This is a genomic window from Microbacterium nanhaiense (assembly GCF_014646015.1).
In the GTDB taxonomy this organism is placed as follows: domain Bacteria; phylum Actinomycetota; class Actinomycetes; order Actinomycetales; family Microbacteriaceae; genus Microbacterium; species Microbacterium nanhaiense.
In genome coordinates, this window is sequence record NZ_BMMQ01000002.1 from 390,397 (window position 1) to 404,098 (window position 13,702).

The following is a 13,702-nucleotide window of genomic DNA, read 5'->3' on the forward strand; positions in this document are numbered from 1 at the left end:
CACTGTCTGCTCGAGAACATCCGCGGTGCACGTCTGGTGAGGCGTGACGCCGAAGCTGCTCGGTTACTTCGTCATCTCGTGATCCAGGAACTGCGTGATAGCTTCCAGGGTCTGTGGCGACAGATCACCGAGGGTGCGAGTCGCATAGGACTTCACCTTCGCCGCACGCATCGCCCGGACGAGATCCAGCTGTGCGGTGACCTTTTCTGGGGTGGACACGTCACTATCACCGGTGAGGAAGTCGACATCGACATCGAAGAACTCCGCGAGGCCTGCGAACACATCGGGGTCGTCAACTTTGCGAGTCCCGTTGAGCATGTACGTCCAACGGGAGCGGGACAGGTTCGTATCGCGTTCTTTGAGGAACGCGGCGATCTCTGAATAGGAAGGTTCCGAGCCGGACTCGGCTGCCTTGACGTCGAGCAATAACCGCAGACGCTTCGCGAGCAGTGCTGCTGCGGTGCGGGTCTCTTCTTCGGTTGTGTGCATGACGCCCCTTCCATTCAGGTCGGGATTGGCAGAAGCGCGCGACCACCATCGTCGGTTGTTGCGCATGATCAATCTAAACCTTGAGCATGCTCGACACAACCATTGCGCATGCTCAAACTTGGGTGTAGAACGGAAAGCCCGCTCCGTTTGAGCATGCTCAACGAGGGAAATGTGGGCATGCTCGCGCCACTGCACCGAGGAGGTGCACCATGCGATACCCCCATGCCCGAAACCGGCCCACGCTCCGGCTTGCTGGAAGCTGGTGCGCACCTCTGAGTCATATCGCCGCACTTCGATTCGCGGCGTTACGGCGAAGAGGAGGCCGGGTGATGGCTACTGTCGAAGACCGCAGGGCGGCGCGAGATCAGAAGCTCGATGAGCTGCACGAGAAGCTCACCGGGGCGGTCGAGCAGCTCGTGACGGGTGAGGACTGGAAGCAGGCGATCGCGTTCGCGGCGAACTTCCGCAGCCGCTCGTTCAACAACACGCTCCTGATCTGGCTCCAGCACCAGGGAGCATACGAGCAGGGTCTCGTCACCGAACCGGTGCCGACGTATGTCGCCGGTTACAAGCAGTGGCAAGATCTCGGACGTCAGGTGATGAAGGGCCAGCCTGGCTATCAGATCCTTGCCCCGGTGACCGGCCGCTTCGCGTCTTCGAACCCGTCAGATCCGGAATCGTGGCGGCGGCTCAACAAGTTCGAGAAGCCCCGCCCCGGCGAGGTCGTGCGTTCGAAGATGATCGGCGTACGCCCCGCCTACGTGTGGGATGTCTCGCAAACCGACGGCGATCCGCTGCCGGAGCTTCCACGTGCGCAGCTCCTCACCGGTCAGGCACCGGCAGGCCTCTGGGACGGCCTAAAGCAGCAGGTCGAAGCCGCCGGGTTCACGCTCGCCGACGCCGCCAGCGCATCCGAGATATATGGCGCGAACGGCGTCACCGACTACGGGGCACGCACGGTGCAGGTGCGTGCGGATATGGATGATGCGGCGCGGGTGAAGACGCTCGCGCACGAGCTCGGGCACGTGCTCATGCACGATCCGGAGAATGTCGATGCCAGGCAGCATCGCGGGATCGGTGAGGTGGAGGCCGAGTCGGTGGCGCTGATGATCGGTGCCGCGCACGGCATGGACACCAGCGCCTACACGATCCCGTACGTCTCGTCGTGGGCGGCGAACGTCGACGGGAAAGAGCCCGCCGAGATCGTCAAAGCCACCGGCGAACGCGTCCGCGCGACCGCGCTGAAGATCCTCGACCAGCTCGACACCGCCCAGATCGGCAACGGCGTCCCACCGGGCCTCGACCGCGACGCCCCGAAACGCCGCACGCCCGAGGCATCGCATGCGCCTGAGCGCGGTGCTCGATTCGCTGAATCGGCCTCGTCTGGGCGTGCGGCTGAGCCGGTTGCGGCAAGGAGCCTGGCATGAGTGCGCTGCCGGGCTCGTTCGCTTCCGTGATGCACCGGATGCCCGACTGGGCGACCCCGGCGCAGGCCGCTGTAGAACTCGCGAAAGTGGGTGTGCCGGTGTTCCCGGTTGGTGAGGATAAGCGGCCGCTCACCAGGCACGGCTTCCACGACTCCAGCACCGATCTCGCGCAGGTGGAGCGGTGGTGGCAGCGGTTCCCGCAGGCGGGGCTCGCGATCCCGACCGGGATGCCGTCCGGTGTTGTGGTCGTCGATGTCGACGTGCACGGCGTCAACGGGTATGACGCGCTCCAGCGCGCGGCATCCCGGCACTTCCTCGACGGGTGGGAGGTCGCCGTCGATACTCCATCGGGCGGTCGGCACCTGTACTACCCGGCGTCGCCGGATGGGCCGCAGGGATGCTGGCAGGCGGCGAAGGCAGGCATCGACTTCCGTGGAGACGGCGGCTACATCGTCGTCCCGCCGACGAGCCGCGACATCGACGGCACCCGCATCCCGTACCGGGCGTTCGAGTTCGCAACGGGCCGTGCGATGCCTGTCGAGACGGAGCGGTTGCGGAACTTCCTCGACGCGCGCCCGGTCGTTCTGGCGCGGGTGGCGACGTCGTATGCGCCGAGCGAGGTGGAGCGGCTCGCCGGCTGGGTGTCGAGGCTTCAGGAGGGCGAGCGGAACCACGGTCTGTTCTGGGCGGCGTGCAAGATGGCCGAACACGGCGTCGGCACCGCCGAAGCACTCGACGCCCTCACTGCGGCCGGCGGGCAGGCAGGCCTCAGCGAGCGCGAAGTGTCGACCACGGTGCGCTCGGCGTTCCGTACGGTCACCGGGTCGTTACCCGCGAGCCCGAACGAGACCGCACGGCAGTGGGCGAACCGTGCGCCGTCGATCTCGGCCCCGGTGAGGACGCTGTGATGCGCGAGCAACGACAGAGGCCGCGGCGTTGGGCGGTGATCACGGCCGTCGCGGGAACGGTGTTCATCGCGGCGGGTGCGTTCTGGCTCTCGTTCACCTCGCTGGCCGACCTCGCGCACCGATCCGGTATTGGGACCGGGCAGGCGTGGGCGTGGCCGCTGATCGTGGACGGCATCATCGTTGTCGCCACGGTCGCCGTCGTCGCCCTCGCCGGGAAACCTGCCGCCTGGTATCCCTGGGCGCTGCTCATCGGCGGTGCGCTGGTATCGGTGACGGCGAACGCGATCCACGCGATCATCGCCGCCGACAGCGACGTCCCCGGCCTCCTCGCCGGAGCCGTCGCCGCTGTGCCGCCCGTCGTGCTGCTCGCGATCACGCACCTCACCGTCATCCTCGCCCGACACGACAACGCCCCCGTACCTGAACCCGTCGCTGAGCTGGCCGAGCTCGAGGCCGTCGAAGACGACGAGTCGGAACCGGGAACGGTGGATCGGCGAGAGCTCGCGGCGGCGCTTCGCGGCATGGGGTGGAGCAACAAGCAGATCGCGGGCGAACTCGATGTCCACCCATCCACCATCGGCCGCTGGCTCACCGCCGAAGACCCCACGAACATCACTGACGACCCTGCACCCGACCTGGTTGCAAGGGCGGATTAATCCAAGGAGGAATCATGAACACCACCACCGATACGCCCCGCACGAGCGGCATCGAGCCGAGCGATGTCGCCGGAACGAACGGCGTGCCCGACGCGATCGAGGCCGCCTCGGTCGGCCAGCATCGCCGGGATCTCGCGTTCGACCCGGCAGCGGTGCGCGCCCGTGGCGTCGAATGGGTCCGGCCCAGGGATCTCATGATGCGTGCCGGGTCGCGCGTGGCCGGGGCGGGCATCGACTTCCATACCGAGCTGATGCGCCGCACCCGCACTGCGACCGCCGATTCCGCGCGCTATCTGCGCGATCGTGCCCGGCATCTCCCGCCGGTCTCTGCCTTCGGTCGCTCCGGTACTCGTACCGGTGCGGAACGCGGCCCGGTCGGCATGGCATAAGCAGCCGCTGGAGATCCGAACATGTGCGCCGAGGTTCGGGACCGTTCGGTTCTGGGACGCGGTGTGCACCTGGTCTTCAGGAGGTTTTCTGACATGACGACTTTGACAGCAGATCCGGCCGACGACTTCACCACCGGCGAAGGGCTCCGGCACGTCCTCACCCGGCTCCACCAGCAGGGGCCGGGAGCATGGCAGCACGACCCGATCGCCGGGCAGCTCATGGCCCACGCCGCCTGCAAATACGCGGCCCTCGCACGCAGGCACGGGTTAGATCCCTGGGAAGCAGCATCGGCGGCGTTCGAGGTGATGCGGATGGCGTCCACGCGCCGCGCGAACGACCCCTGGGGCGTCGTGACCCGTGCCGTGCAGATCACCTGCATCGCCGAAGAACGAGGCCAAGGCCTGCTCTGCTCGACGAACAAAGCCCGCCGGCCCCACATCTCCGAGCTCCACGACCCCGAGCGGATCTCCGACCGCGAGACGCCGCTGTCGGACTATCACCCCGCGTTCCGCGTCACCGACCGCCACGAAGACGACCGCGACGACGACCTCACCGGAGAGGTGGCGGGTGTGGTGACGCCGCAGGCGACGGCGCGGGCGGCGATCGCGGATGCGGTGCAGCTGTTCGTACTGCTGGGCTGGCCGAAGATGGCCGCCCAGGTGACGATCGACCGGGTCTGCGAGACCACCGAACGCGCAGGCACCCGCGCGAACGCCTACGAGATCCTCCGCCACGACAAGCAGGCCCCGATCCTGCTCGACCTGCCCGCCGACTCGTGGAAAGCCGTCGTCCGCGTACTCCTCGGCAACACGCAGGCAGCGCTCCAGGCCTCGACCGCCGGTCGCGGCCTGTTGATGCGTCTGCTGCTGGGCGACACGGTGCAGTCGCTGCTGCATGATGACGAGCTCGTGTTCCAGATCGCGCTCGCGGCTCCCGGACGGAAGGGCTGAGCCGTGGCTATCGAGGACAAGCCCGAGAACGTGGTGGTGATCCGCACCGTCGACTCGATTCAGGTCGGCGCACGTCACCGCAAGGATCTCGGCGACATCGACGCTCTCGCCGCGTCGATCGACGATGAGGGCATCTTGCAGCCGATCACGGTCACCCCGGATGGGGTGCTCGTGTGCGGTGCGCGCAGGCTCGCGGCGATCAAGCAGCTCGGCTGGTCCGAGGCTCGGGTGTGGGTGCGGTCGGGCATCTCCACGGATCTTGAGTTCATGCTCGCCGAGCAGGACGACAACGCGTTCCACAAGCCCCTCACCGCCGTCGAAGCCGCCACCCTCTACCGCGAGATGAAGGAACTCCTCGCGGCAGACGCGGCGCAGCGGAAGGCCTCGACGCAGCTCTCATCCGAGAATCAGCCACGTTGGAACGGTCCCGCCGAATCGGCGGGACCGTTGAAGGAGCCGATCGGTGACGCGCGCCGCCAGGCCGCCGAGATGGTCACGGGCACGTCCTCGTATACGCGGCTCGAGGAGATCAACTTCCTCCAGCGCACAGCCGAAGACGCCGGCCACCCGGCCGAGATCCGTGAGGCAGCACAGGGGTTTCTCGATGAGATCCGAGACGGTGCTCCCACGCACCCGAGGTGGCAGCAGGCGAAGAACCTCATCGCTGCCGCCGAGGCCGAACGGGACCTGATGCTGCACCAGCTTGCCGAAGCGAAGCTCTCCGAGATCCGCAGCGGGAAGAAGCCGAAGAAGCGCAGCGCCAGCACCGCTGCGATCGCGCCGATGACGCCGAAGGCGTTCGTGCTCACCTGGTCAGAGCTCCACACGCTCTATGCGAGCACCGACCCGGCCGAGATCGCCGTGAAGATCACACGCCCCGAAGCCGACACCTTCTTCACCGCCATCGACGAGTGGAACGACTTCGCCGACCGCCTCCGCGCAGCCCTCAACGACGAACCCGCCGTGCCAGCTCGGGGGCGGCTCCGGGCGATCTGACCGACGACGTGCATGGGGTGGCCTGTGCACCTGTCGGGTATGACTGCTTCACCAGATCCTCACGCACGCCGCAGGCTGATCCTTATGATCACCTGCGGCGTCGTCATGCTCACCCTCATCGGCATCGGAGCCTACGGACTCATCACCGGCCCTCGACACGGCGACGACCAGACCGCACCTCCTCCCGCACCGGAGACGACCGTCCCGACGGTGCCGCCCACGACCGCACCACGGCCAGAAGTACCCGAGATCGTTCCGACGCGGGACGCTGAAACGTTCGCACGCCGAATTGCTGCGGCGCTGTTCAGGTGGGACACCACGTTGGGCCTGTACCCGCTGGACTACACCGCCGCTCTCGTGAACGTCGGCGACCCGTCCGGTATCGAGCAGGCCGGGCTCGCCTCCGATATCGCGGGCTACCTGCCCACGCGCGACGCCTGGGTGCAACTGCGCAAATACGAGACCACGCAGCGCATCGACGTCGACACCCTCGAGGTGCCGGTCGAGTGGAGCGAGGCTGTCGCGCAGGCCCGGCCCGCGCAGCTCCCGCCCGGCGCTGCCGCATACACGGTCACCGGCACCCGTCACCGCGACGGCGTCTGGGACGGCGCCGATCAGGCGATGAGCGAGCAGGTGTCGTTCACGATCTTCATGGCCTGCCCGAGCGGCGACGACTGCTACCTGCTGCGCCTGTCGCAGCTGAACAACCCGTTGAAGTAGGCGGCGACTGGATCATGCTCAAGAAGCTCGCCCTCGCGGCACTCGCGTTCTGCTTCCTCGCCCCGACGCTCGGGCTCGTGAGCATCGGCCTGATCGCCAACCCCAGCGCCAACGCCACCTGCACCGTCAACAGCGTCACCGTCGTCGACGTCCCCGACGAACTCACCGTCACCACCGCGGACGGCGTCTCGTTCACGCTGAACAAGCAGCAGCTCACCCATGCGGCCACGATCATCACCGTCGGCTCGCAGATCGACGGCATCGACCGTGACGCGACGAAGATCGCGCTCATGGCGGCGCTCACCGAGTCGACGCTGCGGATGCTCGCCAACACCGGCACATATCCCGAATCCGGCGACTACCCGAACGACGGCAACGGGTCCGATCATGACTCGCTCGGCCTGTTCCAGATGCGCCCGCAATCCGGGTGGGGCACCGTGCAAGAGCTCATGGACCCGGAGTACCAGGCGAAGGCGTTCTACGGCGGGCCGGCCGGCCCGAACTATCCCTCGCCCCGAGGCCTCCTCGACATCCCCGGATGGCAGCAGATGGGCCTCGGCGAAGTCGCCCAAGCCGTCGAAGTCTCCGCCTACCCTGATCGCTACGACAACTACGAACCCGTCGCCGAGAAGATCCTCACCACGCTCACCACCGGCAACGGAGCCGGGGCCTCATCGACAGCAACATCCGTCGACTCGAAGCATGTTGCGGCGAAGGCGAAGAAGTCGTCCGAGCAGGTGGTGTTCCCGCTTCCGGAGGGCACATGGGTGCAGACCGATGACTTCGGTCCGAGGACCGATCCGATCACCGGCGAAGCGACCACGCACGCTGGGATCGACCTGTCCGCGGCGGACGGAACGCAGATCCTCGCCGCTGCCGACGGGGTCGTCACGGTCGCGCAGTTCGATGCGACCTGGGGCGGGCACATCGTGATCGAGCACCAGCTCGACGGCGAAACCGTCGCCACCGGGTACGTGCACATGTGGGCTCACGGCATCCATGTGAGGGTCGGCGACAACGTCGTCGCAGGCCAGTACATCGGCGACGTCGGCTCATCCGGGCATTCGACCGGCCCGCACCTGCACTTCGAGGTCCGCCCCGGCGGCACGAACAGCGAACCGGTCGACCCGGCGAAGTGGCTCAACGATCACGACGCTGCCGACCTACCGGAAGCCACCACCGGCCCGACCGGATGCGAACTGTGAGGAGCAGCCCGATGAACGTCTTCCCAGACTTCGACAGCCTCGGCGGCATCGGAGACCTCAAAACCACGATCGGCGCGATGCTCACAATCATCCTCATCGTCGCCGTACTCATGCTCATCATCTGCGCCATCATCTGGGCCATCGCCTCCTCAACGGGAAACCCCGGCCTGTCCTCGAAAGGACGGACCGGGGTCCTCGTCGCGGTCGGAGCCGCGGCGCTCGCGGGTGCCGGGGTGGCGTGGATCAACTGGCTGATCGGTGTCGGAGGGCAGCTCTGAACTCTGGGCACGATGCTGCGTTCTAAGCAGGCAACACGCCGTAACTGATTGACTTGACCCTGACGTAACGTCAGGGAGGAGTCTGTGGGCATGAGTGATTACTACAACGCATTCGAAATCAGTCCCGTCCCCGAGCCCATCCCTGGAGCTGTGGCTCCCGAGCCCTACCGTGGCATCTACGGGATGCCCATGTTTGTCACCGTCCCTTCGACCGATCTGGCCGCATCTGAGAAGTTCTGGTGCGAGGGCCTTGGGTTCTTCAACCTGTTCGATGTGCCCGGCCGCATGGTGCATCTTCGGCGTTGGGCATTCCAGGACGTGCTCCTCGTCGCAGCAGGGGAAGACACGCAGGAGCTCCCGGCTTCGTCGGTGAGCTTCGCCTGCGTTCTTGATGAGATCGAACCGCTCGAAGAATCCTGCGCGAAAGCGTGGCCTGGCAGCACGGTTTCACCTCGGCACACACCGTGGAACTCGGTGGAGCTGGAGGTGCACACTCCGGAAAATGTCCGAGTGATCTTTACCGCTGCCAAACCGTTCGACCCTGCATCGCAGGAAATGAAGAACCTTGCCGAAATCGGCATTACAGCCCCAGAAAGCGAGTAAGTGATGAAGCACAGTCACCTCGACGACGGGCTGACAATCGGTGAAGCAGCGACCCGCCTCGGGGTGACTGTGCGCACTCTCCACCACTGGGATCACATCGGTCTGGTTGGCCCCAGCCGACGTACCGCCAGCGGCTACCGGCTCTATACGCCACCGGATCTCGTTCGATTGCAGCGCGTCAATATCTACCGCGAGCTAGGCGTGCCGCTAGCGAAGATCGATGACCTGCTTGACGGAACGGCGGCTGATCCTGCAGTAGCGATCCGTCAGCAGCTCGACAGAGTCGCGGGCAAGATTGAACAACTCCAGGTAGCCGAACGCGGACTACTGCGCCTCCTTGAAGCTCATGATCGGGGCGTCCTCCTCACTCCGCAGCAGCAGATGGAAATCTTTGGAGACGGGTGGAACCCGGAATGGATCGAACAAGCGAAGGAGCGTTGGGGCGGCAACGCACAATGGGCCGAGTACGCCGAGAAGTCCGCACACCGCACTCCTGAAGAGTGGGCTGCCAACGCTGAAGCAATGTCCGCGCTGGAAACTGACCTCGCTGAAGTGTTCCGGCGAGGAGTCGAACCAGATACGCCTGAAGCCCATGCGCTTGCCGAGCGTCACCGAGTGGTGTTCGAGTCGTACTTTGCCCTCACCTATGACATGCAGGTCATCCTCGGTCGCGGATATGAACAGCAACCGGAGTATCGAGAGCACTACGACAAGCTCGCACCAGGACTTGCGACCTGGTTTCGACAGGCGATCGAGTCCAACGCCGCAAAACAAGGTGTCGATCTCTCCAACGTGGCTTGGGGCTGACAGCAACCTTGTGAGGAACGAACGGCGCACCTAGCAGGCGACCCTCAATCGCCTCCGCCCAACCGTTGGGCGGGTACCGCTAGGAGAACGCCGTGTACGAACTCGCCACCCAACTGATCAGCCTTCCGATCATCGTGCCGATGGACATCAGCATCACCCCGAACGATTCCGGCCTGCCTGGGATCGCGCAGCTGCGCACCATCGTCGGTGCCGTCATGACCGTCGGGCTCATCCTGAGCGTGCTCGCGCTCATTGTGTCGGCGATCGTGTGGGGCTTCGGATCGAACTCCTCGAACCCGCACCTCGCCTCCCGCGGCAAGGTTGGTGTCCTCGTCTCGTGTGGTGCCGCGGTGCTGTGCGGTGCGGCGGTGACGCTCATCAACTTCTTCTGGGGCGTCGGCCAGCAGGTCTAAGCAGCGCCCACTGAGATCCCGGAGGAGGGGTAAGCATGGGCGTCTGCGACATTCCCATCATTTCCAACGTCTGCGACGTGGCCGGTGAAGCCGCCGCCACGCTCATTTCGGCACCGTTCGACTGGCTCGCCTCCGCGATGGGGCAAGCCGCCGGATGGCTGATCGAGACGATGTGGCAGGTGTTCGACTCGACCACCCTGGTCGACGTCACCCAGCCCGGCTACCTCGCCGTCTACAACCTGCTGTTCGGCATCGGCGTGTTCATCGTGCTGCTGTTCTTCACCTTCCAGCTCGTCCTCGGCCTGATCCGACGAGAACCTGCGGCGCTCTCACGCGCCGCATTAGGGGCAGCGAAAGCAGTCCTGGGGTCGTTCGTCGTCATCACGTTGACGGCGACGCTGCTCGAGATCGTCGACCAGCTGTGTGTTGGGATCGTGCAGGCCGCGGGTGAGACGACCGGGTCGATGGGCGACAAGATCGCCCTCCTCACCGCGGGGCTGACCGCGCTGAACATCTCTCTGCCGGGAGTCGGTGCGATCATCACGATCTTCCTCGCCGGGCTCATGATCTGCGCGGTCGCGATCGTCTGGTTCTCCCTCCTCATCCGCAAAGCGCTGCTGCTGGTCGCGATCGTGCTCGCCCCGATCGCCCTCGCCGGCTCGGCATGGGATGTGACAAGGAGCTGGATCGGGAAATGGGCGGCATTCGTGATCGCACTCATCGTCTCGAAACTCGTGCTCGTCGTCGTGTTCCTGATCGCAATCACGCAGATCTCGACACCGATCGCGGTGGATCTCGCCGCGGTGACCGAACCGATCGTGGGCATCGTGCTGCTGTTCATCGCGGCATTCGCGCCGTACATGGTCTACCGGTTCATCTCGTTCCTCGGCTTCGACCTCTACCACGCCATGGGCTCCGAACAAGAGGCCAAGGGCGCGGTCGATCGTCCGTGGCCGATGCCGTCGAAGCCGCAGGGCGACGGCGTGAAGAAAGTCCTCGACGGCGGCGGACCCGGCGGGCCGCCGCCCGGTGGCGGTGGCGGCGGTGGGACGCCTCCACCCGGCGGCCCACCCTCTGCCGCGGCCGCACCGGCTGCTGAAGCACCCGCGGCATCCGGCGCAGGAGCCGGGGCGGGCGCTGGTGCTGGTGCTGGTGCCGCTGCTGCAGGCCCTGCCGCTGCGGTGATCATCGGTGCTGAGGTCGTGAAGGGAGCCGCGGAAGCTGGCCCGAAGATCGGCGGCGCGATCGGCGAGAAGGCGGCTGGTGAAGCGGCCGGTGCCGAGCGGAATCCGTCCGATCCGGGTGTGGAGTCCCCGGCGTCGCCTGCGCCGAAACAGGGCACGCCGCCTCCGCCGTCGAATCCGGCCCCGCGGCCGCCCGCGGCTGATCCCGCACCGCCGAACAATCCGCCCATGCCGAAGGAAATGTGATGTCCCAGAACACTTCGCAGAACCGTGCCGAGGGCGAACTGCGGCCGGTGAAGTTCTCCCGCCTCACCCGCCGCGGCATCCTCCTCGGCCTTTCCATCGCGCAACTGGTCACGTTGAGCGTCGGGATCGCGGCGGTCGTATGGGCGTTCTACGCAGGCGGCGGGATGCTCCTCGCATACACGGCCCCGGTGTGGGCGGTCGCGGCGGTGCTCACGTGGGTGCCGATCGCCAGGCGTCCGATCGTCGAGTGGATTCCGGTCGGCTTCTGGTGGGTGTGGAAGAACACCGGCGGCCAGGCCCTCTACCGCCGCCGCATCGTCGCACCCCGCCCCGAAGGCACCCTCGCACTGCCGGGCGATATGGCACGCCTGCGCGAATACACCGACCCGACCACCGGGGCCGGAATGATCCATGATCCGACGGCGGCGACGCTCACGGTCGTGGTGTCGGTAACGCATCCGGCGTTCGTGCTCCTCGACCCCGGCGAGCAGGAACGCCGGGTCGCATCCTGGGGGCGCGTGCTCGCGACAGTGTGCCGCTCGGGGCGCGTGTCGATGCTGCAAGTCCTCGAGCGAACCCTGCCGGACTCCGGCAGTGGGCTTGCCGAATGGTGGGCCTCGCACGGCACCGGCGACACGTCTTGGGCGGCGACGACGTATGCGGAGCTCATCGACCGGGCCGGCCCCGCCGGGGAACGTCACGCGACGACGCTGTCGCTCTCGCTCGACATGCACGCCGCCGCACGGCAGATCCGCACCGCAGGCGGTGGCATCAAGGGAGCCGCCGCCGTGCTCCGGCAGGAGATGTCGACGCTGATCGCGGCGCTCAGGTCGGCGGATCTTGCGCCATCGGCCTGGTTGACGTGCGGGCAGATCGCGGTGATTCTGCGTTCGGCGTATGATCCGGCGGTTGCGGCGAGCCTGGAGCGTCATGGCGAGCTCGGGCAGTCGCTCGCGACGGCAGGGCCGGTTGCGGTGAACGAGTCGTGGGACCATTTGCGCACGGATTCCGCGCATCACGCGGTGCTGTGGATCAGTGAATGGCCGCGCTCGATGGTGTATCCGGGCTTCCTCGCCCCAGTGCTGCTCTCGACGGGCATCCAGCGCTCATTCTCGCTGCTGTGCACGCCGATGCGCTCTGACCAGGCCGCCCGCGACATCCGAAAGAAGAAGACCGAGTACATCTCAGACGCACACCAGCGCCAGCGGATCGGGCAGATCGAAGACGCTTCCCAGACCGCTGAGTTCCAGGACGTGCTCCAGCAGGAGGCCGATCTCACAGCCGGCCATGGCGTGCTCCGCTACACGGGGCTCGTTTCGGTGTCGGCGTCGAACGCTGAAGATCTCGACGCAGCGGTCTCGGCGATCGAGCAGGCCGCGATCCAGGCGTCGTGCGAGACGCGGCTTATCGTCGGCCAGCAGGCTCAGGCGTTCACGGCAGCGGCACTGCCGCTGTGCCGAACAATATGAGGTCAGCCGTCGTTCGCTTCAGACTCGACGTCGTTGCTGGGGCCTCCGTCAAGCTGTTGGGCAGCTTCCTCGCGTCGAGCCTCACCATCTTCATCTTGAATCTCAGCCAGGACGATGACGTCATCCGCCTCGGCGGTGCTGGCGTGCCGTCGGCTCGGATGAGTCAGCTCCAGGCTCGCGAGATGCTTCTGAAGACGTTTCGACATGGGGAGGAAAGTGCCAAGTGTGAGGCCGCCAGACAGCACCGCGCCAACAACGGGGATCGCTTTCGCAACACCGCTTGCGAACATCTTCTTGGTCATGCTGACACCGATGTAACCGGCGACCTTCTTGACTACTGGGTAGATCAGGCCCTTCGTGAGAGCCTTTTGCGGAAGCTTCTTCGCTACGTTTGCCGCGATCATTGCCGCGAGTTTCGTGACGCCACCCTGAGCGATCTGCACACCAAACATGACGCCAACGAAAAGCGTCAAGACGCTCTCTGTCGCTTCGTCCAGCTCGTCGCCTTCGGCAAAGAGATCCGGCCAGCTATAGATGTACGCAAGCTTCTGCGCGATCCGCAGCATGTGGCCCATGTATTGGGCCAAGTCAGCCGGAACAGTTCCGATCATGGCCAGCCCACCGGGGAGGCCCGCAACAGCGGAGATCCCAGAGACCTTCGTCGTCTCATAGGTGATCGAGGTATTTGCGACCTCGGTGATGACTCGCATGGGGATTCCAGCTGCAGCCGGAGAGGTCCGGATAGCTTCCTCAATCTGGTCTTGAGCGCAGTGTCGCTTCAGCGCAGTCCTCAAGTATTGCGCTCGGTTGATCCGGACACCGGGAAGCTTCGCAGCGGCGTCTAGTACCTGCGTAAATTTCGTACCAGCGCTCTGGATTTCATTCGGGGTGTCCATGAAAGCAATCGTATAACTGGGGTCTGACACAGGATGTGGCGGTGCACCTACGGGGCAATCCACTT

The 13,702-nt window shown here is 65.8% G+C and carries 15 protein-coding genes and 1 pseudogene; 14 read left to right on the forward strand and 2 right to left on the reverse strand.

Features of this window, described 5'->3' with window-relative positions; genetic code table 11:
• Positions 1-63: 63 nt before the first annotated feature.
• A complete protein-coding gene (locus IEX05_RS04830) occupies positions 64-489 on the reverse strand; it encodes a hypothetical protein (protein ID WP_188700239.1) in 426 nt (141 codons plus the stop codon).
• A 329-nt stretch (positions 490-818) separates the two neighbouring features.
• Here IEX05_RS04830 and IEX05_RS04835 point away from each other — a divergent pair, with 329 nt between their 5' ends.
• The 14 genes and pseudogenes from IEX05_RS04835 (at position 819) to IEX05_RS04900 (ending at position 12,741) form a co-directional block, all read left to right on the forward strand.
• Positions 819-1,916: an ArdC-like ssDNA-binding domain-containing protein gene (locus tag IEX05_RS04835; RefSeq protein WP_188700240.1), complete on the forward strand. Its 1,098-nt coding sequence runs from the start codon at positions 819-821 to the stop codon at positions 1,914-1,916.
• Positions 1,913-2,824, forward strand: a complete 912-nt coding sequence (locus tag IEX05_RS04840) for a bifunctional DNA primase/polymerase (RefSeq protein WP_188700241.1) — start codon at positions 1,913-1,915, stop codon at positions 2,822-2,824. Before IEX05_RS04835 ends, IEX05_RS04840 begins: the two co-directional genes overlap by 4 nt.
• Positions 2,824-3,480: a DUF2637 domain-containing protein gene (locus IEX05_RS04845; protein ID WP_188700242.1), complete on the forward strand. Its 657-nt coding sequence runs from the start codon at positions 2,824-2,826 to the stop codon at positions 3,478-3,480. The genes IEX05_RS04840 and IEX05_RS04845 overlap by 1 nt, the downstream gene beginning before the upstream one ends.
• Before the next feature lie 14 nt (positions 3,481-3,494).
• A complete protein-coding gene (locus tag IEX05_RS04850) occupies positions 3,495-3,869 on the forward strand; it encodes a hypothetical protein (protein WP_188700243.1) in 375 nt (124 codons plus the stop codon).
• Between the two features lie 93 nt (positions 3,870-3,962).
• Positions 3,963-4,820: a hypothetical protein gene (locus tag IEX05_RS04855; protein ID WP_188700244.1), complete on the forward strand. Its 858-nt coding sequence runs from the start codon at positions 3,963-3,965 to the stop codon at positions 4,818-4,820.
• 3 nt (positions 4,821-4,823) lie between these two features.
• Positions 4,824-5,816, forward strand: a complete 993-nt coding sequence (locus IEX05_RS04860) for a ParB N-terminal domain-containing protein (RefSeq protein WP_229661127.1) — start codon at positions 4,824-4,826, stop codon at positions 5,814-5,816.
• Between the two features lie 84 nt (positions 5,817-5,900).
• Positions 5,901-6,536, forward strand: a complete 636-nt coding sequence (locus tag IEX05_RS04865; protein WP_229661128.1) for a hypothetical protein — start codon at positions 5,901-5,903, stop codon at positions 6,534-6,536.
• A 14-nt stretch (positions 6,537-6,550) separates the two neighbouring features.
• Positions 6,551-7,735: pseudogene (locus IEX05_RS04870) on the forward strand (M23 family metallopeptidase); the annotation flags it as partial.
• A gap of 17 nt (positions 7,736-7,752) precedes the next feature.
• Entirely contained in the window at positions 7,753-8,019 is a 267-nt protein-coding gene (locus IEX05_RS04875; protein ID WP_188700247.1) for a DUF6112 family protein, read from the forward strand.
• Positions 8,020-8,109: 90 nt separating this feature from the next.
• Positions 8,110-8,622 carry a VOC family protein gene (locus IEX05_RS04880; RefSeq protein ID WP_188700248.1) on the forward strand — a complete coding sequence of 171 codons (513 nt, stop codon included), beginning with the start codon at positions 8,110-8,112 and terminating at the stop codon, positions 8,620-8,622.
• A 3-nt stretch (positions 8,623-8,625) separates the two neighbouring features.
• Positions 8,626-9,429 (forward strand): MerR family transcriptional regulator, encoded by an 804-nt coding sequence (locus IEX05_RS04885; protein WP_188700249.1) that lies wholly within the window; start codon positions 8,626-8,628, stop codon positions 9,427-9,429.
• Positions 9,430-9,569: 140 nt separating this feature from the next.
• Positions 9,570-9,842, forward strand: coding sequence for a DUF6112 family protein (locus tag IEX05_RS04890; RefSeq protein WP_373286284.1), 273 nt, complete (start codon positions 9,570-9,572; stop codon positions 9,840-9,842).
• A 35-nt stretch (positions 9,843-9,877) separates the two neighbouring features.
• Positions 9,878-11,272, forward strand: coding sequence for a conjugal transfer protein TrbL (locus IEX05_RS04895; protein WP_188700251.1), 1,395 nt, complete (start codon positions 9,878-9,880; stop codon positions 11,270-11,272).
• Entirely contained in the window at positions 11,272-12,741 is a 1,470-nt protein-coding gene (locus IEX05_RS04900) for an SCO6880 family protein (protein ID WP_188700252.1), read from the forward strand. Before IEX05_RS04895 ends, IEX05_RS04900 begins: the two co-directional genes overlap by 1 nt.
• Before the next feature lie 2 nt (positions 12,742-12,743).
• Here IEX05_RS04900 and IEX05_RS04905 read toward each other — a convergent pair whose 3' ends face one another.
• Positions 12,744-13,637 (reverse strand): hypothetical protein, encoded by an 894-nt coding sequence (locus IEX05_RS04905; RefSeq protein WP_229661129.1) that lies wholly within the window; start codon positions 13,635-13,637, stop codon positions 12,744-12,746.
• Between the last annotated feature and the right edge of the window lie 65 nt (positions 13,638-13,702).

Excerpts from the sequence above, each read along its gene's own strand:
- IEX05_RS04880 (WP_188700248.1), top strand. The coding sequence starts at position 8,110 with ATGAGTGATTACTACAACGCATTCGAAATCAGTCCCGTCCCCGAGCCC.
- IEX05_RS04845 (WP_188700242.1), top strand. The coding sequence starts at position 2,824 with ATGCGCGAGCAACGACAGAGGCCGCGGCGTTGGGCGGTGATCACGGCC.
- IEX05_RS04840 (WP_188700241.1), top strand. The coding sequence starts at position 1,913 with ATGAGTGCGCTGCCGGGCTCGTTCGCTTCCGTGATGCACCGGATGCCC.
- IEX05_RS04865 (WP_229661128.1), top strand. The coding sequence starts at position 5,901 with ATGATCACCTGCGGCGTCGTCATGCTCACCCTCATCGGCATCGGAGCC.
- IEX05_RS04855 (WP_188700244.1), top strand. The coding sequence starts at position 3,963 with ATGACGACTTTGACAGCAGATCCGGCCGACGACTTCACCACCGGCGAA.
- IEX05_RS04875 (WP_188700247.1), top strand. The coding sequence starts at position 7,753 with ATGAACGTCTTCCCAGACTTCGACAGCCTCGGCGGCATCGGAGACCTC.
- IEX05_RS04850 (WP_188700243.1), top strand. The coding sequence starts at position 3,495 with ATGAACACCACCACCGATACGCCCCGCACGAGCGGCATCGAGCCGAGC.
- IEX05_RS04895 (WP_188700251.1), top strand. The coding sequence starts at position 9,878 with ATGGGCGTCTGCGACATTCCCATCATTTCCAACGTCTGCGACGTGGCC.
- IEX05_RS04885 (WP_188700249.1), top strand. The coding sequence starts at position 8,626 with ATGAAGCACAGTCACCTCGACGACGGGCTGACAATCGGTGAAGCAGCG.
- IEX05_RS04900 (WP_188700252.1), top strand. The coding sequence starts at position 11,272 with ATGTCCCAGAACACTTCGCAGAACCGTGCCGAGGGCGAACTGCGGCCG.
- IEX05_RS04835 (WP_188700240.1), top strand. The coding sequence starts at position 819 with ATGGCTACTGTCGAAGACCGCAGGGCGGCGCGAGATCAGAAGCTCGAT.
- IEX05_RS04830 (WP_188700239.1), bottom strand. The coding sequence starts at position 489 with ATGCACACAACCGAAGAAGAGACCCGCACCGCAGCAGCACTGCTCGCG.
- IEX05_RS04905 (WP_229661129.1), bottom strand. The coding sequence starts at position 13,637 with ATGGACACCCCGAATGAAATCCAGAGCGCTGGTACGAAATTTACGCAG.
- IEX05_RS04890 (WP_373286284.1), top strand. The coding sequence starts at position 9,570 with ATGGACATCAGCATCACCCCGAACGATTCCGGCCTGCCTGGGATCGCG.